21 protein-coding genes and 2 tRNA genes are annotated in these 19,135 nt (G+C 71.9%); 7 read left to right on the forward strand and 16 right to left on the reverse strand.

Going from position 1 to position 19,135, the window contains the following annotated elements:
• Positions 1–83: 83 nt before the first annotated feature.
• On the reverse strand, positions 84–1,628 hold the full coding sequence (locus tag ETD85_RS34190) for a DAK2 domain-containing protein (protein WP_138693956.1): 1,545 nt from the start codon (positions 1,626–1,628) through the stop codon (positions 84–86).
• Between the two features lie 200 nt (positions 1,629–1,828).
• Here ETD85_RS34190 and rpmB point away from each other — a divergent pair, with 200 nt between their 5' ends.
• Complete coding sequence (gene rpmB, locus ETD85_RS34195) at positions 1,829–2,014, forward strand: 50S ribosomal protein L28 (RefSeq protein ID WP_049556934.1); 186 nt, start codon at positions 1,829–1,831, stop codon at positions 2,012–2,014.
• 165 nt (positions 2,015–2,179) lie between these two features.
• Here rpmB and thiD read toward each other — a convergent pair whose 3' ends face one another.
• The 3 genes from thiD to ETD85_RS34210 all read right to left on the reverse strand — a co-directional run bounded on the left by thiD (position 2,180) and on the right by ETD85_RS34210 (position 6,008).
• A complete protein-coding gene (gene thiD, locus ETD85_RS34200) occupies positions 2,180–2,983 on the reverse strand; it encodes a bifunctional hydroxymethylpyrimidine kinase/phosphomethylpyrimidine kinase (protein ID WP_138693957.1) in 804 nt (267 codons plus the stop codon).
• 8 nt (positions 2,984–2,991) lie between these two features.
• A complete protein-coding gene (locus ETD85_RS63485; protein WP_170246984.1) occupies positions 2,992–4,791 on the reverse strand; it encodes a hypothetical protein in 1,800 nt (599 codons plus the stop codon).
• Between the two features lie 269 nt (positions 4,792–5,060).
• Positions 5,061–6,008 carry a thiamine-phosphate kinase gene (locus ETD85_RS34210; protein ID WP_138693986.1) on the reverse strand — a complete coding sequence of 316 codons (948 nt, stop codon included), beginning with the start codon at positions 6,006–6,008 and terminating at the stop codon, positions 5,061–5,063.
• Between the two features lie 68 nt (positions 6,009–6,076).
• On the opposite strand from ETD85_RS34210, the gene ETD85_RS34215 reads away from it, so the two are divergent.
• Both ETD85_RS34215 and ETD85_RS34220 read left to right on the forward strand, forming a co-directional pair.
• Positions 6,077–6,310: an Lrp/AsnC family transcriptional regulator gene (locus tag ETD85_RS34215; RefSeq protein WP_138693958.1), complete on the forward strand. Its 234-nt coding sequence runs from the start codon at positions 6,077–6,079 to the stop codon at positions 6,308–6,310.
• 13 nt (positions 6,311–6,323) lie between these two features.
• Positions 6,324–6,755: a DUF3515 family protein gene (locus ETD85_RS34220; protein ID WP_138693959.1), complete on the forward strand. Its 432-nt coding sequence runs from the start codon at positions 6,324–6,326 to the stop codon at positions 6,753–6,755.
• Positions 6,756–6,764: 9 nt separating this feature from the next.
• Here ETD85_RS34220 and ETD85_RS34225 read toward each other — a convergent pair whose 3' ends face one another.
• From ETD85_RS34225 to ETD85_RS34235, 3 genes are all read right to left on the reverse strand, one after another.
• Positions 6,765–7,859 (reverse strand): D-alanine--D-alanine ligase family protein, encoded by a 1,095-nt coding sequence (locus ETD85_RS34225; RefSeq protein ID WP_138693960.1) that lies wholly within the window; start codon positions 7,857–7,859, stop codon positions 6,765–6,767.
• 63 nt (positions 7,860–7,922) lie between these two features.
• Positions 7,923–8,933, reverse strand: a complete 1,011-nt coding sequence (locus tag ETD85_RS34230; protein ID WP_138693961.1) for an NAD(P)H-dependent glycerol-3-phosphate dehydrogenase — start codon at positions 8,931–8,933, stop codon at positions 7,923–7,925.
• A gap of 4 nt (positions 8,934–8,937) precedes the next feature.
• Complete coding sequence (locus ETD85_RS34235) at positions 8,938–9,648, reverse strand: lysophospholipid acyltransferase family protein (RefSeq protein ID WP_138693962.1); 711 nt, start codon at positions 9,646–9,648, stop codon at positions 8,938–8,940.
• A 74-nt stretch (positions 9,649–9,722) separates the two neighbouring features.
• On the opposite strand from ETD85_RS34235, the gene cofC reads away from it, so the two are divergent.
• A complete protein-coding gene (cofC, locus tag ETD85_RS34240) occupies positions 9,723–10,370 on the forward strand; it encodes a 2-phospho-L-lactate guanylyltransferase (RefSeq protein WP_138693963.1) in 648 nt (215 codons plus the stop codon).
• A 95-nt stretch (positions 10,371–10,465) separates the two neighbouring features.
• Positions 10,466–10,672, forward strand: a complete 207-nt coding sequence (locus ETD85_RS34245; protein WP_138693964.1) for a hypothetical protein — start codon at positions 10,466–10,468, stop codon at positions 10,670–10,672.
• Positions 10,673–10,719: 47 nt separating this feature from the next.
• Here ETD85_RS34245 and ETD85_RS34250 read toward each other — a convergent pair whose 3' ends face one another.
• The 4 genes from ETD85_RS34250 to leuC form a co-directional block, all read right to left on the reverse strand.
• Positions 10,720–11,019, reverse strand: coding sequence for an HU family DNA-binding protein (locus tag ETD85_RS34250; protein ID WP_138693965.1), 300 nt, complete (start codon positions 11,017–11,019; stop codon positions 10,720–10,722).
• A 99-nt stretch (positions 11,020–11,118) separates the two neighbouring features.
• The gene (locus ETD85_RS34255; RefSeq protein WP_138693966.1) at positions 11,119–11,370 is read right to left on the reverse strand and encodes an SCO5555 family protein; all 252 of its coding nucleotides are present in this window, start codon (positions 11,368–11,370) and stop codon (positions 11,119–11,121) included.
• A complete protein-coding gene (gene leuD / locus ETD85_RS34260; protein ID WP_138693967.1) occupies positions 11,349–11,936 on the reverse strand; it encodes a 3-isopropylmalate dehydratase small subunit in 588 nt (195 codons plus the stop codon). Before leuD ends, ETD85_RS34255 begins: the two co-directional genes overlap by 22 nt.
• Positions 11,937–11,948: 12 nt before the next feature.
• Positions 11,949–13,334 carry a 3-isopropylmalate dehydratase large subunit gene (gene leuC, locus ETD85_RS34265; RefSeq protein WP_138693968.1) on the reverse strand — a complete coding sequence of 462 codons (1,386 nt, stop codon included), beginning with the start codon at positions 13,332–13,334 and terminating at the stop codon, positions 11,949–11,951.
• A gap of 64 nt (positions 13,335–13,398) precedes the next feature.
• On the opposite strand from leuC, the gene ETD85_RS34270 reads away from it, so the two are divergent.
• On the forward strand, positions 13,399–14,115 hold the full coding sequence (locus ETD85_RS34270) for an IclR family transcriptional regulator (RefSeq protein WP_138693969.1): 717 nt from the start codon (positions 13,399–13,401) through the stop codon (positions 14,113–14,115).
• A 58-nt stretch (positions 14,116–14,173) separates the two neighbouring features.
• The gene (locus tag ETD85_RS34275; protein ID WP_138693970.1) at positions 14,174–15,883 is read left to right on the forward strand and encodes a hypothetical protein; all 1,710 of its coding nucleotides are present in this window, start codon (positions 14,174–14,176) and stop codon (positions 15,881–15,883) included.
• 181 nt (positions 15,884–16,064) lie between these two features.
• On the opposite strand, the gene ETD85_RS34280 is transcribed toward ETD85_RS34275, so the two are convergent.
• The 5 genes from ETD85_RS34280 to ETD85_RS34300 form a co-directional block, all read right to left on the reverse strand.
• Positions 16,065–16,137, reverse strand: a tRNA-Glu gene (locus ETD85_RS34280).
• 18 nt (positions 16,138–16,155) lie between these two features.
• Positions 16,156–16,231, reverse strand: a tRNA-Glu gene (locus ETD85_RS34285).
• An 82-nt stretch (positions 16,232–16,313) separates the two neighbouring features.
• Positions 16,314–16,895 carry a hypothetical protein gene (locus tag ETD85_RS34290; protein ID WP_138693971.1) on the reverse strand — a complete coding sequence of 194 codons (582 nt, stop codon included), beginning with the start codon at positions 16,893–16,895 and terminating at the stop codon, positions 16,314–16,316.
• A gap of 107 nt (positions 16,896–17,002) precedes the next feature.
• Positions 17,003–17,614 carry a response regulator gene (locus ETD85_RS34295; protein ID WP_138693972.1) on the reverse strand — a complete coding sequence of 204 codons (612 nt, stop codon included), beginning with the start codon at positions 17,612–17,614 and terminating at the stop codon, positions 17,003–17,005.
• A 40-nt stretch (positions 17,615–17,654) separates the two neighbouring features.
• Positions 17,655–18,965, reverse strand: coding sequence for a sensor histidine kinase (locus ETD85_RS34300; RefSeq protein WP_138693973.1), 1,311 nt, complete (start codon positions 18,963–18,965; stop codon positions 17,655–17,657).
• Positions 18,966–19,135: the final 170 nt, after the last annotated feature.

A 19,135-nucleotide genomic window follows, 5' to 3' on the forward strand; every position in this document is an offset into this window, starting at 1 on the left:
GGCCACCCTCGCGCCGCCCGGCCCGGCCGCACGCCTGCCCGCCGCACCCCGCGCCGATCAGGAACGGAGCCGCCCTGCCTGCCTCACTCCACGCCGATCAGGAGCGGGTAGCCGCCCTGCTCGCCGTCGTACACGACCAGGTCCACGTCCGGGCGCGTCCGTTTCAGGTGCTCCTCGACCTGGCCGGCCAGCCCCGGCGGCGCCTCCGCGCCCGTGACCAGGGTCACCAGCTCGCCGCCGCCCGCCACCATCCGGTCCACGACCGTCGCCGCCACGCTCCCGAGCGAGTCGCCGATCACCGCGACGTCCCCGTCGATCAGCCCCAGCACGTCACCACGACGGCACACCCCCGCGCTCGTGACCGCCTCCTGGCCGGCCACCGCCAGATGCCCGCACCGCGTGTGGCCCGCCGCGTCGGTCATCGCCACCACGTCGTCGTCGAAGCGGCGCAGCGGATCGTGCACGGCCAGCGCGGCCAGCCCCTGCACGGTCGCCTTCGTGGGCAGCACGCTGACCGCGACCCCGTCCTCGCGGGCGATCTCCGCCGCCGCGGCGGCCACCGCTCTGACGCCGTCGTCGTTCGGCAGGACCGCGACCTCGCTGCCCGCCTCCCTGATCGCCGCGAGCAGGGCGGGGATCGTGGGCCTGGTGCCGGGTGCGCGCCGCACCACGACCGCGCCGCACTCCTCGAACAGCGCCGCGATCCCGTCCCCGGCGGCGACCGCCACGACGCCCCTGCCCTCGCTGCCGCGATGTGTCCGTTCCGCCAGGTACGTGATCCTGATCCGGTGGGGACGGCCCGCCCGCAGCCCGGCCTCCACGGCGGGGCCCGCTTCGGGCACGTGGACGTGCACGTTCCACAGCCCCTCGCCGCCGATCACGACGAGCGAGTCGCCCATGGCGTCGAGCTCCGCGCGCAGCCCGGCCACCGCGCCCTCGTCGGCGTCCAGCAGGTACATGACCTCGTAGCCGGCCCCGACCTCGGTCATCGGCGAGACGCGCGAGGTCGGGGCGGGCACCTCGTAGTGGTCGGTGTAGGAGTCGGTGATCACGGAGGCCAGGGTTTCGAGCACGATCGCCGCCCCCGCGCCGCCCGCGTCCACCACGCCGCTGCGGGCCAGCACCTCAAGCTGGTCCGGCGTACGCCGCAGCGCCGCCCGCGCCTCCCCCGCCGCCTGCCGCGCCACCTCGTTCAGATCGCCTTCAACGTCCTGTACGGCCCTGGCGGCCGACTCCAGCACGCTCAGCACCGTGCCCTCCACCGGCCTGGCCACGGCCTCCCTGGCCAGCATGGCCGCCCTGAGCAGCCCCGCCCGCAGGTCCGAGCCGTCCTTCAGCACCTCGGCCATGCCGCGCAGCGCCTGGCTGACGATCACCCCCGAGTTTCCGCGCGCCCCCATCAGGGCGCCGTACGAGAGCGTCTGCCACACCATGGCCGCGTCCACGTCCTCCGGCAGCGCCTCGACGGCCTCGGCGGCGGACAGCATGGTCAGGTGCAGGTTGGTGCCGGTGTCGCCGTCTGCCACGGGAAACACGTTGATCGCGTCGATCTCCGTCCTGGCCTGACCGAGCGCGTCGGCGGCCAGGCGGGCCCAGCGGCGGACGGCGGGTGGGTCGAGGATCCTCATCTACGCGCTCCGACCTCCCCGAGTGCGCTACGGTTGTTGGTGGAGGATATCGCCGCGCGGGGCCCCGTCCAGCGCTCCCGGTTCGCGCCCATCGGTGTGGATCGGATATTCTCGTCTGGCTGGCCGGTTGTCCCGGCATGCCCTCCGCCCGGAAAGCATCAGCGGACAGGGCTATATCGACTGTTTTAAGGAGCGATACCGTGGCTTCCGTCTGCGATGTCTGCCGCAAGGGGCCGACTTTCGGCAACAACGTGTCCCACTCTCACCGCCGGACCCGCCGTCGTTGGAACCCCAACATCCAGACGGTTCGCGCGGTCATCGGCGGCACGCCGAAGAAGCTGAACGTCTGCACCTCGTGCATCAAGGCGGGCAAGGTCACCCGCTAGTTCTGACTTCCGCGAACGCCCGCCACTCCTGCTGGAGCGGCGGGCGTTCGTCATGTCCGGGCCCGCTCGGCGGCGGGCGTTCCGGCATACCCCGGGGGCCCGCACGATGGCGGGCGTTTCGGCATGCCCGCGGCCCGCATGATGGCGGGTGTTCGGCGTGCCGGGTCAGCGCCAGCGCCAGGCGTGGTCCACCGGGCCGATGCCGGCGCCCAGGGGGAAGCCGCGGGCGATCGCCCCCGTCACGTACTCCTTGGCCTTGCCCACCGCCTCGGGGACGTCGTCGCCCAGCGCCAGGCGGGAGGCGATCGCCGAGGCCAGCGTGCAGCCCGTGCCGTGGGTGTGGCGGTTGTCGAGGCGCTCCGCGGCGAAGCGGTATTCGTTCGTGCCGTCCGTGAGCAGGTCGACCGGGGCGCCGGGCAGGTGACCGCCCTTGATCAGCGCCCAGGCGGGCCCCAGCTCCAGCACGGCCTCCGCCGCGCCCCGCAGCCCGCTCTCGTCCTCCACCTTGACGGAGGTGAGCTGCTCCACCTCCCACAGGTTCGGGGTCACCACGGTGGCCAAGGGCAGCAGCCGCGTCCGCATCGTCTCCACGGCCTCGGGCGCGAGCAGCGCGTCCCCGTGCTTCGACACCCCGACGGGATCCACCACCACGGGAGCGTCGTAGGAGGCGAGCGCGTCGGCCACGGTCTCCACCAGCACCGGCGAGGCGAGCATGCCGGTCTTCACCGCCCGCGCGCCGATGTCGCCGAGCACCGCGTCGAGCTGGGCGCGCACGGCCTCGGGCGGCAGCTCCCAGTAGCCCTGGACGCCGAGCGAGTTCTGGGCCGTCACCGCGGCGATGACGCTCATGCCGTGGACGCCCAGGGCCATCATGGTCTTCAGATCAGCCTGAATGCCCGCGCCGCCGCCAGAGTCGGAGCCGGCGACGGTCAGCACGCAAGGAGGGGTCAAAGCCGTCATATCCCCCATCCAACCACTCAGCTGATGGCGCACTCCCCACTGACCATGCCGCAGTTCTCGGCCTTGGAGCCCCGGCCCGTGGCGGTGAAGGTGACGTCGACCGACTCTCCGGCCGCCAGGGTCTCCACGTCCAGGATCAGCAGGTCGCCGTCCTGCGTCCATTCGGCGCCGCTCACGTTCATGACCCGGCCGTCCACGGGCAGCGAGACCGTGGGGCTCTGGAGCGTCACCCGGGAGGTGTTCGAGAGCTGCACGGTGGCCGCGTAGGTGGCCACGCGCTGCTTGATGGCCTGGCGGACGCTCACCGACTGGCCGCCGGCGTTGCCCGTCCCGGACTCGGTGGTCGCCGTGCTGGTGGGGGCCGCGGTGATGGTCGGTGCGACGCCGGTGTCGTCGTCGTCGAGCGTCGACGCCTCCTGGGTCGGGGTCTCCGACACGCTCTCCTCGGCGGGCGGCGGGGCGGTCGGCTCCTTGGTGGGCTTGGCCGACTGCTTCACCCTCGTCTTGGTGGGCGTGGGGGTGGGCGTCGCGCTGCGGCGGGGCGTGCGGGCCGCGTACGTGGTGGTCGGCGTCGGCGTCGGAGCCGCGTCGGCGTCCTCGGCCTCCTCCGACGGCTCCTCTTCCGGCTCGTCCTCGGGCTGGGCCGCCGACGGGTCGGAGACCTCGGTGCTCGGCTGGGCGGTCGCCTGTACGGCGGCGCAGCTCGTACCCGTGCACTCGGCCGGGTCGCCGGAGGAGCTCATGAACTTGACGCCCGCCACGGTGCCGCCGAGCACGACGGCGACGGCGGCGACGGACAGCAGCGCCACGCGGCCCTTGCCGGCGCCCGCGGGGGCGGCGGCGAGCAGCTCGTCGTCGTTCCTCGCCGACTTGCGGCGGCCCCGGCGGCCCTTGGGCTCGTCCGGCTCGTCGATGCCGGAGTCGGTGGACCAGCCGGAGTCGAGGAAACCGGTCTCGGCGCTCGCCCAGGCGGGGGTGTGGACCGCCGTCGGCTCGCCGGCGACCTTGACGTCACCCGGCTCCGGCGGGCCGCCGTACACGGGGTTGGGGCCCGAGGGGACGTCGAATCTGGCGGTACGGTCGGCCGGCCCGTCGAAAGGAGCGCCAGGCCCGTCAGAGGGCCCGTCGAACGGCCCGTCGAATGGCCCTGCACGGTCGGGACGGCCGTCGAAGGCCGGACGGTCGGGCTGGCCGTCGAAGGGTCCCGGCTGTCCGTCGAAGGCTCCCGGATGACCGGGCCGGCCGTCGAAGGCTCCCGGGCGGCCGGGCTGGCCGTCGAAGGGCTGCGGGCCGCCAGGGGGACCGTTGAAAGGCCCTTGATGGACGGGCTGGCCGTCGAAGGGCGCGGAGTGTCCTGGCTGGTCGTCGAAGGGCGCGCGAGGGCCGGGCCGGCCGTCGAAAGGCGGCTGAGGGCCGGGTTGAGCGGCGAAGGGTCCCGAGTTGTCCGCCTGGCCGTCGAAGAACGGCGAGCGCTCGGCCGTTTCGCCGAAAGACCCCGGGCCTCCGGCCGGCCGGCCGCCGAAAGAGCCCGGCTGTCCGGGCCCCGCCGGGCCCGCCGCGTCGAAGAGGCCACGTGGCGCACCGGGGTTCGGCTGGCCGGGAGGCTGGTCCCACTCGGGAGGGCGGACGAAGGCGCCCGTCGTCTCGAACGGCCCGGCCTCCTCCCCCATGCGGTTCTGCGGGAAGGCACCAGGGCCGGCGTCACCGGGCGGTGGAAATCCGGAGGCGGCGTCGTTGGGGAGCGCGAACGCGCCGGTGGTCTCGTACGGCTCCGACTGCGGCCCGCGCGGCGGCGGCCCGTCTCCTCGCCGGGGCATGGGAGCCCACTGGCCCGTCACCTCAGGCTGGTCCGGCAGCGAAGGCCAGCCGGGCGCATCGGCCTGCTCGTCAGGACCCCAAAAAGCGCTGCTGTCCCCCCGTTCATCCCCGTCGTCGGATCCACCTGGTCCGTGGCGGCCCATGGCTGCCCTTTCTCGCGGTTACAGTGGCCGCCAATCTTCATAACACCTTCGCTACACCCTTGTCACAGCAATCCCCGTAGTCACACCACAAATCCGGAAAATATAACTCAAATCGGGACAACTCATCACCGAAAGTGATCCCATCCGGGTTGTCCAATCTCACGGCCATAAACCAGGACGCCGTCACCCTCGACCACCCGGCCCACGACCTGCCACGTCGCCGGCAGCCGTACATTCGCGGGGAACACCGCCGCGAGCGCGTGATCCTCGCCCCCGGTGAGCACCCACTCCAGCGGGTCGGTTCCCAGCTCCTTGGCCGCCGCCGCCACGGGCTCCCCCACGGTGAACGCCTGCGGGTCCACCTCGACGCGTACGCCGCTCGCCGCCGCGATGTGGCCGAGGTCCTGCAGCAGGCCGTCGCTGACGTCCAGCATCGCGCTCGCGCCCAGCTCGGCCGCCTGCGGGCCCATCGCGTACGGAGGACACGGCCGGCGATGCCCGGCCACGGCCTCCTGGAGCGCGGGAGAATCCTGCGGCGCGCCCGCCTCCAGCAGCGCCCAGCCGGCGGCGGCGTATCCTAGCCGCCCCGACACCGCCACCACCTGGCCGGGCCTGGCGCCCGAACGCGTCACGGGATCCCGCCCGGCGAGATCGCCCAGCGCGGTCACGCCGAGCACGACCAGGTCACAGCGGGTCACGTCACCACCCGCCACGCTCGCCCCGACCGTCGCGCACTCGTCCCCGAACCCGTCGGTCAGGGCGTCGAGCCACTCCAGGGGCAGATCCGCGGGGATCCCCAGCCCGACCACGATGGCCGTCGGCACGGCCCCCATGGCGGCGACGTCCGCGAGGTTCTGGGCGGCGGCCTTGCGGCCCACGTCATAGCCGCTGGACCAATCGCGGCGGAAGTGCCTACCCTCCAGCAGCAAGTCCGTTGAGACCACGACACGCCCGTCCGGCACGCCGACCATGGCGGCGTCATCCCCCGGACCGAGCATTACCGCCGCGCCTTGGGGCAGACGTCCGGTAATACGATTTACCACTCCGAACTCGCCGAGATCTCCGACTGTGATGACGCACCTCCTGACGCACACAGGGTACGGTGGCCCTTCGGCGTGATCCAATCGCCCGGGAGGACGTAATGGTGCAGGCCTACATCCTTATTCAGACCGAGGTCGGCAAGGCCGCTGCCGTGGCGCGCGAGATTTCCGGGATTCCCGGGGTCACTCAGGCGGAAGACGTGACGGGGCCTTACGACGTGATCGTGCGCGCGGAGGCCAACAACGTGGATGAGCTGGGCAAGCTCGTCGTCGCGCAGATTCAGGCGGTCGATGGGATCACGCGTACGCTTACGTGTCCCATCGTCCACATTTGAAGGTAGTCGCCGCATGCGTGCCGCCGCCGTCCTGCTCGTTCTCCTGGCACTCGCCGGTTGTGGCGGCACCGTGCAGGTCGATCCGCCCGAGCCGCAGGGCGACGCGGTGGCCGCCTGCGACAAGCTGGCCACCGTGCTGCCCGGTACGCTCGACGGCGAGCAGCGCGGCGGCTCCACGCCGGAGTCCCCGTACGTCGCCGTCTGGGGCCCCGGGACCATCGCGCTGCGCTGCGGCGTGCCCCGGCCGGTCCGGATGGCGCCCACCGACCAGCTCCAGGAGATCGGCGGCGTGGGCTGGTTCGCCGATCCGGACAAGCCCGCGCTGTTCACCGCTGTGACGGACACCGCTTACGTGGAGGTCACGATCGGCGGCGAGCACGTGGCCGCCGAGGTGCTCGCGGACCTGTCGAAGCCGGTCGGCCAGATCGCCGCGCCGCCCCGCTGAGGCTCCCGGTCAACGCAGGCCCACCGGCCGGGCCAGGGCGAGCTGGATGAGCCGGTCGACCAGCGCCGGATAGGACAGCCCCGAGGCGGCCCAGAGCTGCGGCGCCACCGACAGCGAGGTGAACCCCGGCATGGTGTTGATCTCGTTGAGTATCAGCTCGCCGCCGGGCGTGTAGAAGAAGTCGACCCGCGAGAGCCCCTCGCAGTCGAGCGCCTCGAACGCGCGCACCGCCAGCGCCCGCAGCTCCTCGGCCGTCTCCTCCGGGAGGTCGGCGGGCACGGTCAGCGACATCTGGTCCGGGTAGTACTTCGCCTCGAAGTCGAAGAACTCCTGCCCGCCCTCGACCTTCACCTCACCGGGCAGCGACGCGGCGGCGGGCTCGTCGCCGGGCGACTCCAGCACGGCGCACTCGATCTCGCGCCCCGCGATCGCCTCCTCGATCAGCACCTTGGGGTCGTGCTGCCGGGCGAACTCCACCGCAGCCTCCAGCTCGGCCCGGTCGGCGGCCTTGGAGATGCCCTGCGAGGAGCCGGCCCTGGCGGGCTTGACGAACAGCGGGTAGCCGAGCTCCTCGGCCTCCTTGAGCACGCGCTCGCGGTCGAGCCGCCAGTCACGGTCGCGTACGACGACGTAACGGCCGGTCGGCAGCCCGGCGGCGGCGAGTACGGTCTTCATGTACGCCTTGTCCATGCCCACCGCGCTGGCCAGCACGCCGGAGCCGACGTAACGCACCCCGGCCATCTCCAGCAGGCCCTGGATGGTGCCGTCCTCCGCGTACGGGCCGTGCATCACGGGGAACACGACGTCCACCGAGCCGAGCTCCACGGGGATGCTGCCGGGGTCGTAGGCCACCAGCGAGCCGCCGCCGGAGGGCAGCGCCAGCGCCGCTCCCGTGGTCTCGACGACGGGCAGCTCACCGCCCTCGATGGCGTAGCTCTGGCCGGAGGCCGCCAGCACCCATCTGCCGTCCTGGGCGATCCCGATGGGGATCACCTCGTACTTGCTCCTGTCGATGGCGTCCAGCACGCTGCCCGCGCCCATGAGGGACACGGCATGCTCAGAATTTCGGCCTCCGAAGACGACGGCGACGCGTGGCTTGCTCATGGTGTCCGAATCTACCGGGGTGTCCCGGTCACAGCGAGCCAAGCACGCCGTAGTCAGGTCTTTTCACACTCCGTAGCGCTCCGGCTTCGGCGAGCGGGACATGAGCAGCATCCCGGCCTCCTGGGGCGACATGCCGTCGTGGACGACCCCGACGACGACCTCGGTGATCGGCATCTCCACGTCGTGCTTCCTGGCCAGCTCCAGCACGGACTCGCAGGACTTCACGCCCTCGGCGGTCTGCTTGGTGGCCGCGATCACCTCTTGCAGGGTCATGCCCCTGCCCAGGTTCTCGCCGAACGTGCGGTTGCGCGACAGCGGCGACGTGCACGTGGCCACCAGGTCGCCCATGCCGGCCAGCCCGGCGAAGGTGTGCGGGTCGGCCCCGAGCGCGGCGCCCAGCCGGGAGATCTCGGCCAGCCCTCTGGTGATGAGCATGGCGCTGACGTTGTCGCCCATGCCCATGCCTGCGGAGACGCCCACGGCCAGCGCGATGACGTTCTTCACCGCGCCGCCCAGCTCGACGCCGACGACGTCGGTGTTGGTGTAGGGGCGGAACCACGGAGGCAGGTGGCAGGCGGCCTGGAGGCGCTCGGCGACCGACAGGTCCGTGCAGGCCACGACCGTGGCGGCGGGCTGGCGGTGGGCGAGCTCCTTGGCCAGATTGGGGCCCGACACGACGGCCACGCGTTCTTCGGGGACCTCGGCGACCTCGCGGATCACCTCGCTCATCCGCTTGGTCGTGCCCAGCTCGACGCCCTTCATCAGGCTGACCAGGACCGCGTCCGGCGGGATGTGCTCGCGCCAGGCGACCAGGTTGGGCCGCAGGAGCTGGGAGGGCACCGCGAGCACCACGAAATCGGCCCCGTCGAGCGCCCGCGCGGGGTCGCTCGTGGCGCGCAACGTCTCCGGCAGGGTCACCCCGGGCAGGTAGTCGGCGTTCACGTGCTCGCGGTCGATCGCCTCGGTCAGCTCGCGCCTGCGCCCCCACAACGTGACCTGATTGCCGGCCTCGGCCAGGATCATGGCGAACGTGGTGCCCCACGAGCCCGTGCCGAAAACGGCCACCTTGGTCATGTCGTCACCTCCCGGCTGGATCGTACGGGGTCGCGGGCGCCTTCTCACCACGGAGCTCGGCGAGCTGTGCGGTGATGGCCGCCATGATGACCGCCGTGGCGTCGCGCAGCACGTCGGCGTGCGGCTCCTTGCCCGCGAACTTCGCCAGGTCCACCGGCGGCCCCACGCTCACCCGGAACGTCTTGCGCGGGAACGGCCTGGGCCGCTTCTCCCCGTACGGAAGCAGCTCCTGCGCCCCCCAGTGGGCCACCGGGATCACCGGGGCGCCGCTCTCCAGCGCCAGCCGGGCCGCGCCGGTCTTGCCCACCATGGGCCACAGATCGGGGTCACGCGTGCAGGTGCCCTCCGGGTAGAACAGGATCGCGGCGCCGTCCGCCAGCCGCTGGGCCGACGCGCGCAGCGACCTCGCCGCCTCGCTGCTGCCCCGGTCGACCGGGATGGCCAGCAGGCCGGTCACGGCCCGGCCGAGGAGCGGCACTCTGAACAGAGCCGACTTCGCCAGGATTACCGGCCAGCGGCCGTTGTTGTAGAGGAAGTGCGAGAGCAGGACCGGGTCGGTCCAGGAGAGGTGGTTGGCTGCGATGATCACGCCCCCGGTGCGCGGGATGCGCTCACCCCCGCGCCAGTCACGACGGACCAGGAGCCGGGACAGCGGTTTCACGATCACTACTGCCAAGCTCTCCCAGAAACGCGATGGTCGCGTGGGCCGGCTCATGATCTCCTCCTCCGGTATGCGCCCCAAGTCTCCCGGTTGGCCGCCTGGGATGTCGAGGCGCGATGCTTAAGCGTATGAGCATCCGCTGGTCACTGGTCATTCCGGTGAAGACGCTGGTCGCGGCGAAGACCCGGCTGGCCGACGCGACGGGTCCGCATCGCACGAAGTTCGCCGTCGCGGTGGCGAGTGACACCGTGGCGGCGGCACTCTCCTGCCCCGTGGTCGCCCGGGTGATCGTGGTGACGGCCGATCCGGCCGCGGCGGGTCCTCTGGGCGCGCTGGGCGCCGACGTGGTGCCCGACCCGGACCGCGGGCTGAACACGGCGCTGCGCGCGGGCGCCGCCCATGCCGGACGCCTGGCGCCAGGCGACGGGGTGGGCGCGCTGCAGGCCGATCTGCCCGCCCTGCGGCCCGCGGAGCTGGCGGTGGCGCTGGAGGCGGCGGCCGAGTTCGACCAGTCATTCCTGCCGGACGCGCTCGACGTCGGGACGACCTTCTACGGGGTGCGTCCTGGGACGCCGTTCACGCCCAGGTTCGGGGGCGAGTCGCGGGCCAAGCATCTGGCGGGCGGGGCCAAGGAGCTGTGCGTGCCGGGCGTCGACTCGGTGCGGCGGGACGTGGACACCCCCGACGACCTGCGCGCGGCCATCGCGCTCGGCCTGGGCCGGCACACCGCGGCGGTGGTCGCGGAGCTCTGGCCCGCCCGTGAGACCGGCGCCTGAGGCCGGTATGGGCGACCGGCAGGTAAGACCGGCGCCTGAGGCCGGTGGCGGGGTGGCTGTGGACCGCTGGTCGCGGCCACCCTAGGCTGGTGTGCGTGCAGGCGACGGTACGCAGCTTCGACGAGGCCACTCGCTCGGGCACGGTCTTCCTCGACGACGGGACCGTGCTGGAGTTCGGCGCTCCCGCCTTCGACGCGGGGCCGCTGCGGCTGCTGCGCTCGGGGCAACGGGTCAACCTCGCGATGTCAGGCGCGGAAATCTCCTACATCACGCTCTCGACTTTCCCGGTGCCCCCGCAGTAAATGCGGAAGCCCGGGCCCCTCGGCCCGGGCGTGGTGGTCCGCTGGGTTTACTTCTTCTTTCCGATTTTCTTGCCGCCCTCGTTCACCAGCTCTTTGAAATCGGAGCCGGGACGGAACTTGGGCCCCCAGCTCTCCGCGACCTTGATTTCCGCGCCGGTCGACGGATTCCTGGCCGTGCGGGCGGGCTTGTTCACCATCTCGAACGCGCCGAAGCCCGTGATCGAGACCTTGTCGCCGGCGGCCACGGCCTTTTGGATGGCGTCGATGACCGCGTTGACGGCCTCGGTGGCCGTCTTCCTGTCGCCCACCCGATCCGCGATGGCCTCGACGAGTTCTCGCTTGTTCATGAAAGTCCTGCTCCCCCAGTTACGGCTCGGGGTTCCAGCTCACGAGTTCGACGTAGAAACCCCTTACGCGCTCGAAAGTAGGCGGGATTGCAGGGGAACTCAATCACCGAGCGTGTTTTCTTCATTGCGTGGCGTGTCGGCGGCGTCGCCGAGGGAGGCCAGAAACGCCTCCAGACGGGCGGCCGCCCTTTCCGGATCCCGCTTCGCCAGGTCGCAGATGGTGAGGTAGCGGCGGGCCAGCCGCTCCCTTTCGGTCGCGTTCGCACTGGTGGAGAGCATGCGGACGCGGCGGTGCGCCTCGCGCAACCGCCGCGCCAGTTCGTCGTCCTCTAGACGGTCGTCGGCAGCCATGGCTGCCGACCATTCTCGTACGACGCCACATCGTCGGCATGACGCAGGGTCAGCCCGATGTCGTCGAGGCCCTCCATGAGCCGCCAGCGGGTGTAGTCGTCGATCTCGAAGGCGACGCTCTCGTCCGCCCAGCGCACCTGGCGCCGCTCCAGGTCAACGGTGATCTCCAGCTTCGGGTCCGCCTCGACGGCCGACTGCAGGGCCTCGACCTTGTCGCCCGGCAGGATGACCGGCAGCAGGCCCATCTTCGTGGAGTTGTTGCGGAAGATGTCGCCGAACCTGGCGGCGATCACGACGCGGAACCCGTACTGCTGCAGCGCCCAGACGGCGTGCTCGCGCGAGGAGCCGGTGCCGAAGTCGGGACCGGAGACCAGGATCGAGCCGCCCTCGTACGACGGGTCGTTCAGCACGAACGTCGGGTCCTCGCGCCAGGCCGCGAACAGGCCCTTCTCGAAGCCGGTGCGGCTGACCTGCTTGAGCCAGACGGCCGGGATGATCTGGTCGGTGTCGACGTTGCTGCGGCGCAGCGGCACCGCCGTACCGGTGTGGGTGGTGAAGGCTTCCATCGGTTCTGCTCCTTACAGGTCGGCGGGGGCGGTCAGGCGGCCCGTGACGGCGGTCGCGGCGGCGACCTGCGGCGACACCAGGTGGGTGCGGCCACCCTTGCCCTGGCGGCCCTCGAAGTTGCGGTTGGAGGTGGAGGCGCTGCGCTCGCCGGGCTGCAGCGTGTCCGGGTTCATGCCGAGACACATCGAGCAGCCGGCCTCGCGCCACTCGGCGCCGGCGGCCTTGAACACCTCGTGCAGGCCCTCCTGCTCGGCCTGCAGCTTGACCAGCATCGAGCCCGGCACGATCAGCGTGCGCGTCTTCACCTGGCGGCCACGCAGGATCTCGGCGGCCGAGCGCAGGTCCTCGATGCGGCCGTTGGTGCACGAGCCGACGAACACCGTGTCGACCTCGATCTCGCGCAGCGGCGTGCCGGCGGTCAGGCCCATGTACTCCAGCGCGCGCTCGGCGGCCGAGCGGGCGACCGGGTCGGCGAAGGACTCGGGGCTGGGCACGGTCTCGCCCAGCGGCAGGCCCTGGCCCGGGTTGGTGCCCCACGTGACGTACGGGGTCAGCGTCGTGGCGTCGATCTCCACGACCGCGTCGAACACGGCGTCGTCGTCGGTGCGCAGCGACTTCCAGTATTCGACGGCCTGGTCCCAGGCCGCGCCCTCGGGCGCGTGCGGGCGGCCCTTGAGGTAGTCGAACGTGGTCTCGTCCGGCGCGATCATGCCGGCGCGGGCACCCGCCTCGATCGACATGTTGCAGACCGTCATGCGGCCCTCCATGGAGAGCTTGCGCACGGCCTCGCCGCGGTACTCGACGATGTAGCCCTGGCCGCCGCCGGTGCCGATCTTGGCGATGATGGCCAGGATCAGGTCCTTGGCCGTGACGCCCGCGGGCAGCTCGCCGGAGACCTCGATGGCCATCGTCTTCGGCCGGTAGGCGGGCAGCGTCTGCGTGGCCAGCACGTGCTCGACCTCGGAGGTGCCGATGCCGAACGCGATGCCGCCGAACGCGCCGTGCGTCGAGGTGTGGGAGTCGCCGCAGACGATCGTCATGCCCGGCTGGGTCAGGCCGAACTGCGGGCCGATGATGTGCACCACGCCCTGCCCGGCGTCACCCATGGGATGGAGCCTGATGCCGAACTCGGCCGCGTTCTTGCGCAGCGTCTCGACCTGCGTCTTGGACACGGGGTCGGAGATCGGGCCGAGCACGGTCGGGACGTTGTGGTCTTCCGTGGCGATCGTGAGATCGGGCCGCCGAACCTTCCGGCCGGCGAGACGGAGCCCGTCGAACGCCTGCGGGCTGGTCACCTCGTGGATGAGGTGCAGGTCGATATAGAGCAGATCCGGCTCGCCCTCGGCACGCCGGACTACGTGTTGCTCCCAGACCTTCTCGGCCAGTGTGCGGCCCATGATCTCCTCCTTGAGATTCGCCGCCGACTTGCTTTCTCATATGTCGAGACGGCAGTATCGGTCTATGGACAACTCTAGCGGAGTCGGAGTACTCGACAAGGCCGTTCTTGTACTCAATGCCCTCGAAGCGGGGCCCGCTTCACTGGCGCAGCTCGTCCAGGCCACCGGCCTGGCCCGCCCCACGGCCCATCGGCTGGCCGTGGCGTTGGAGCATCACCGCATCGTGAGCCGTGACACACAGGGCAGGTTCGTCTTGGGACCGAGGCTCTCCGAGTTGTCCACCGCGGCCGGCGAGGACCGGCTGCTGGCGGTGGCCTCGCCCGTTTTGATGCAGCTGCGGGATCTGACTGGGGAGAGTGCCCAACTCTACCGGCGCCAAGGTGACGAGCGGGTCTGTGTGGCGGCGGCGGAGCGGGCGAGCGGTTTGCGCGACACGGTTCCCGTGGGTTCGGCGCTGCCCATGGGGGCGGGCTCGGCGGCGCAGATCCTGCTGGCGTGGGAGGAGCCCGACAGACTGCACAGGGGGTTGCGCGGCGCCAAGTTCACCGCCGCCACTCTGGCCTCCGTACGACGCAGGGGCTGGGCCCACAGCGTCGGAGAGCGCGAGCAGGGGGTGGCCAGTGTTTCCGCTCCCATAAGGGGCAGCGGCGGCAAGGTCATCGCGGCGGTTTCCGTCTCGGGACCCATCGAGCGCCTGACCAGGGCGCCTGGTCGGCTGCACGCGGTGCCCGTGATGGCGGCCGCCGAACGCATCACTGAAGCCATGCGACGTACGTCATGATCAGCAAAAGGATGTATTTCGGGAGCCGACTGCCTCGCGGGCGCACTAGCCTGAGTGCGTGACAGATCGCATCGAGGTAGCCGCCACTGAGCTGCGACCCCTGCTCGAAGAGTTCATCATGTGGGCGCGTGTGAACGCGCCCGGAAGCGACCCCGAGCTCGTGGGGCCCGCCGCTCTGTGGCACCGTCTCGCCTTCTCGCAGGACCTCGGCACGTGGAAGCGCGCCGACCTGCGTAACCTGCTGCTCGACCGGATGCCCAAGGTCGTGGAGGATCCCGACGCCGCCGCGGACGGGATGCTCCCGGCCGTGGACGCGTACCTGACGTTCCTCTCGCAGACCGGCAGGCTGGCCGAGGGCTCGGACTCCCTCGCCGATCTGCAGGCCGAGCTCGACGACGTCGAAGACGAGTTCGTCGATCTCATGGAGGACCTGCTGGAGGACTCCGAAGGCGACGATGACGATGAGGAGGCAGGCGACCTCGGCGATTTCGAGCCGTTCGCGGACGAGCTGGCCGAGCTCGACACGATCAGGCTGCGGCCCGACTCGGAGCTGGCCGCGGCCGCCCGCGCGGTGCCGCTGGTCGCCAAGGCCCGCGATCTGGCCCTGTGGGTCGGCTCCGGCCGCCGGGTGGGCGAGGACACCCTGCTCACCGACGCCGAGGTCGAGGAGGCTCTGGTCGCCGTCGGGCTGCCCAGGCCGGAGACCGACGGCCCGGTCGCCGAGGCCGTCCCGCAGCTCTGGAACGTCTGGAACCTGGCCGTCGACCTGGAGTTCCTCGAACCGGGCGACGCCAACACCGTGGCCGTGCAGGACGACACGTCCGAGTGGCCGTTCGACGACGACGAGGACGTGCTCGACGCCTGGATGCTCGGGCTGCACTCGGTCGACTACGGCGACCCCGAGCTGGCCGACGACGACCTCACGATGGCCCTCGCGGGGCTGACCCGCGGCGTCCTCGTGCGCCTGTTGCTGGGCGGCGGCTCGCGCGACATCGACGAGCTGGCGCAGGAGCTGGCCGAGGCCGCCGCCGACCTCGACGAGCTGGGCTCCGACGCGTGGGAGGCGGCGGGCGACCCGCTGGCCTCCGCGATCGACTGGCTGACCGGCTACGGCATGGTCGAGACCGACGGCCGGACCCTCAGCCTCACGCCGCTCGGCACCGAGGGCGTGGTCCACCTGGTGGACGACGCCGACATCGAGGTGGACGCCAGGCCCGCGATCGAGTCGATGAGCGCCCACGAGCTGCTTGCGCTCAGCGCCGAGCTGCCGGAGGACGAGGCCGACGCCGAGTTCGCGGCCTGGATGCGGCTGCGCGAGCCGGAGAAGGCGGCGGAGGAGCTGCTGGAGGCGGCCGCCGAAGACGAGAGCGACGCGCTGATCAGGGTGCAGGCGGCCAGCGTGGTCGGCACGCTGGGGCAGGCGGCGATCCCGGCCTGGCAGGCGGCGCTCAAACAGCCGTCCCTGCGGCCCTACGCGGCCACGCACCTGAGCCAGCTGGAGATCGAGGGAGCGCCCGAGCCCACCCAGGACGACACCCACTGGCTGATCCTGGACATGTGGACGATCTCGGCCGGGCTGGGTCGGTCGGAGTTCGTGAGCAGCCTTCAGGACATCGGGCCCGACATGGTCAACAGCCTGCTGGAGGTGATCTGGAAGATCCCGCACGCGCATGTGGAGGAGCTGCTGGATCTGATCTCGCAGGTGCACCCGGACAAGCAGGTGGGCAAGGCGGCGCGGCGCGCGCTCTTCAAGGCCCGCTCGGCGTGATGTCCGCGAAAGCCCTCGCCGGAAGTCCGGCGAGGGCTTTCGCGTCTCTTCGCGCCGGCGATCCGGAAAGTTCACCGGGCATCGTCGAGTAAATCCGGCCGGTGAATCACGGGAACGTCGTCAACCGCTCGGAAAACGCGAAACGCTCCGGGCTGGAAGCACCGGAGCGGAAGTGAAGACGTAGTCCCGACCGGATTCGAACCGGCGCTACCGCCTTGAGAGGGCGGCGTCCTGGGCCACTAGACGACGGGACCTTCGCGGGCTTGTGACAGTGGTAGTCCCGACCGGATTCGAACCGGCGCTACCGCCTTGAGAGGGCGGCGTCCTGGGCCACTAGACGACGGGACCCTGTCCACAAGCTGCTGTGCCGGGGATTTCCCCCGGCGACGCTGGTTACTCTACCGCACCCCGCAGACCACAACCAAACCGCTTATCCGCCCATCAGATCGGGCCTGTGGCGGCGAACCCAGGCGCCCATCGGGCCGCGTTCCCACAGGGCGTCGAACTCGCCGAGCGGGATCGCCACCTCGGGGCGGCCCGTGGCCGGGTCCACCGGCGCGCGGGCCAGGCGCTCCCGCATCCAGCCCGGGATGCGGGGCGGCACGGTCCGCTCGCCCCAGCCGACGAGCCCGGCCGAGGGCAGCGCCTGCACCCGCACCCGTACGCCGCCGGGGCGGCCGAGGCGTCTCGGGTTCGCGAGCCGGGTGTTCACGACGTCGATCCTGGTGATGTCCGGCCAGCGGAGCCGGACGCGGAAGCCGTACGAGTCGGTGAGCTCGACCCCGTCGGCGGAGAAGCGGACGACGGTGCCCGAGACGAGGCGGCGGTGCTTGACCGCGAGGACGGCGAGCATCGCGGCGGTGGCCAGCGCGCCGGTGAGGATGCCGAGCGGGGTGCTGTTGGTGAGGATCGCGCCCAGGAGGAGGCACGCGACGAAGAGGAGGCCGAGCGGGGCGGCGAACGGTGCGGCGAAGCGCGGGAAACTGCCCGCGCGAATACGAAACTCATCCATAAGTCGGGCGGACTCTACCCGCACCCACCCGCCGGGCTCCACCGAGGTGGCCGCGAGTGCCCGTCCCTCCAGGCGTACGGCGCGGGCGGCTCGCGGTCCCGGGATCGTCAGTCGATCAGGCCGCGCCGGTAGGCCTCGCCCACGGCGGCGGCGCGGTCGCGGACGCCGAGCTTGGCGTAGATGTGCAGCAGGTGCGTCTTGACGCTGGCCTCGCTGATGAACAGGCCGGCCGCCGCTTCCCGGTTGGTCGCTCCCCCGGCCACCAGGCGCAGGACCTCCAGCTCGCGCCTGCTCAGCTGCCCCCTGGCGGGTTTGCGGAGGTGGTCGGCCAGGCGGGTGGCCACGGCCGGAGCCAGCACGGTCTCGCCCCGGTGGGTGGCGCGGACGGCCCGGACGAGCTCCTCCGGGGGTGCGTCCTTCAGCAGGTAGCCGCTGGCTCCCGCTTCGAGCGCCGGCAGCACGTCGGTGTCGAACGTGGTGAGCACCAGCACCCTCGGCCCGGTGCCGCTCAGCTCGCGGATCGCGCTGACGCCGCCCATGCCGGGCATGCGCAGGTCCATCAGGACGATGTCGGGGTGGAGCTCGGCGGCCAGGCGTACGGCCTGCGCCCCGTCGGCCGCCTCTCCGACGATCTCGAAGTCGGCCTCGCTCCCTAGAGCCGCGCGCAGCCCGTCGCGCACGATGGGGTGATCGTCGGCTATCAGCAGCCTGAGCCGCATCGCTCCCCCTCCCGCCGGTCGATCGCCTGCCTTCAGGGTCTCACCGATCACGTCCGGGGTCGTCGTCCGCGCGTCCGGCCGGCGGAATGGCGTCCTCGGCGGCGGGCGCGTCCTCCGCGGGGATGGCGGGGACGGCGGCGGCGATCGCCGTGCCCTGGCCGGGCTCGGACTCGATCGCCAGGGTGCCTCCCACGCCGCGCACCCGTTGCCGCATGCCGTCCAGGCCGAAGCCGTCAACCGGCCGCTGCGGGGCGAAACCGAGTCCGTCGTCCCGGATGTCGAGGAGAACGGTTTCGTCCGCGTAGGAGAGAGTGAGGACCGCCCTGGAGGCCTTGGCGTGCTTGGCGACGTTGGCGAGCGACTCCTGCGCGACGCGGAACAGGGTGGTCTCCACGTCCGGGGCCAGGGCGACGGGGGTGCCGGTGATCTCCACGGTGAGCCGGACACCGGCCGTCTCCGACCATGAGCGGGCCATCCGGCTGACGGCCTCGGGCAGGCGGGCGTCCTCCAGCGGCTCGGGCCGCAGCGCGCGTACGGATCTGCGGGCCTCCGCCAGGCTCCGGCGGGCGAGCTCGGCGGCCTGGCCGAGGTGGCGGCGGCGGGCGGTCTCCTGGGACGCCCGGTCGGCGGCGTTGAGCTGGCCGATCAGCGCGACGAGATCCTGCGCGACCGTGTCGTGGATCTCGCCGGCCATCCGGTGCCGCTCGTCGAGCACGCCTGCCCGCCTGGCCTGGTCGAGGAGCCTGGCGTGCAGGCCGGCGTTCTCGGCCATGGCGGCACGCAGCCGCTCGACCAGGCGGCGGCGCTTGTCGTGCTCGGCGGAGACGTACCAGCCGGCCACCACCAGGGGCACGGCCACGCCGGCGATCACGGCGAGGAGGGTGGCCTGGGTGCCCGGGCCGGCCTGGACCGCCACGTTGGCGAGGGCGGTGAGCGTCACGCCCGCCATGATCAGCCGGGCGGGGAGCAGGGCGATGGCGATCGGATAGCCGGCCGAGATGAACACGACGAACGCCGTGCTCTTGAGCGCCAGCGCGCCGGCGAGGGCGATGAGGACCACGAAGTGCGCCACGACGAGCGCGCGGTGGGTGTCGCGGCGCGGGTGCAGCCAGGCGATGGGCGCCAGCCACAGCGCGGCGGCCAGCGCCAGGGCCGGCCACCCGGCGGCGTCCGCCCGCGGGCCCGTCCCCGCCAGCCAGGCCGGCGCCGGTCCCGCGAGCCGGCGCGCGAGCGTCCACGGGCCGCTGTCCTCGGGCGCGCCCGCGAGCGCCGCCGCGGTCACGGAGACGGCGAGCAGTCCGTAGGCGAGCGCCAGGTAGACCCAGCGCTCGCGTCCGTCGAGCCAGCTCATGGGTTCCACCCTGACACGTCTCCGCCGGGGGCCGGCAAAGATCCCCGGGCGGGATGGAGCTCGGTACGGTCCCTCGGGCAAGGCCGGCTGCCGCAGAGGGGACGAGGGCAACAGGGCATCAGCCGATCGGTGGATGGTGGGGGTCAGCCGTACGGAGAGCCGGCCGGGCG

It is taken from the genome of Nonomuraea zeae, assembly GCF_005889725.1.
Classification (GTDB): domain Bacteria; phylum Actinomycetota; class Actinomycetes; order Streptosporangiales; family Streptosporangiaceae; genus Nonomuraea; species Nonomuraea zeae.

Coding starts and splice junctions, on each gene's coding strand:
- ETD85_RS34190 (WP_138693956.1), bottom strand. CDS start 1,628: ATGAGGATCCTCGACCCACCCGCCGTCCGCCGCTGGGCCCGCCTGGCC.
- thiD (WP_138693957.1), bottom strand. CDS start 2,983: ATGGGGGATATGACGGCTTTGACCCCTCCTTGCGTGCTGACCGTCGCC.
- ETD85_RS63485 (WP_170246984.1), bottom strand. CDS start 4,791: ATGCCCCGGCGAGGAGACGGGCCGCCGCCGCGCGGGCCGCAGTCGGAG.
- ETD85_RS34215 (WP_138693958.1), top strand. CDS start 6,077: ATGGTGCAGGCCTACATCCTTATTCAGACCGAGGTCGGCAAGGCCGCT.
- ETD85_RS34220 (WP_138693959.1), top strand. CDS start 6,324: ATGCGTGCCGCCGCCGTCCTGCTCGTTCTCCTGGCACTCGCCGGTTGT.
- ETD85_RS34225 (WP_138693960.1), bottom strand. CDS start 7,859: ATGAGCAAGCCACGCGTCGCCGTCGTCTTCGGAGGCCGAAATTCTGAG.
- ETD85_RS34230 (WP_138693961.1), bottom strand. CDS start 8,933: ATGACCAAGGTGGCCGTTTTCGGCACGGGCTCGTGGGGCACCACGTTC.
- ETD85_RS34235 (WP_138693962.1), bottom strand. CDS start 9,648: ATGAGCCGGCCCACGCGACCATCGCGTTTCTGGGAGAGCTTGGCAGTA.
- cofC (WP_138693963.1), top strand. CDS start 9,723: ATGAGCATCCGCTGGTCACTGGTCATTCCGGTGAAGACGCTGGTCGCG.
- ETD85_RS34250 (WP_138693965.1), bottom strand. CDS start 11,019: ATGAACAAGCGAGAACTCGTCGAGGCCATCGCGGATCGGGTGGGCGAC.
- ETD85_RS34255 (WP_138693966.1), bottom strand. CDS start 11,370: ATGGCTGCCGACGACCGTCTAGAGGACGACGAACTGGCGCGGCGGTTG.
- leuD (WP_138693967.1), bottom strand. CDS start 11,936: ATGGAAGCCTTCACCACCCACACCGGTACGGCGGTGCCGCTGCGCCGC.
- leuC (WP_138693968.1), bottom strand. CDS start 13,334: ATGGGCCGCACACTGGCCGAGAAGGTCTGGGAGCAACACGTAGTCCGG.
- ETD85_RS34270 (WP_138693969.1), top strand. CDS start 13,399: ATGGACAACTCTAGCGGAGTCGGAGTACTCGACAAGGCCGTTCTTGTA.
- ETD85_RS34290 (WP_138693971.1), bottom strand. CDS start 16,895: ATGGATGAGTTTCGTATTCGCGCGGGCAGTTTCCCGCGCTTCGCCGCA.
- ETD85_RS34295 (WP_138693972.1), bottom strand. CDS start 17,614: ATGCGGCTCAGGCTGCTGATAGCCGACGATCACCCCATCGTGCGCGAC.
- ETD85_RS34300 (WP_138693973.1), bottom strand. CDS start 18,965: ATGAGCTGGCTCGACGGACGCGAGCGCTGGGTCTACCTGGCGCTCGCC.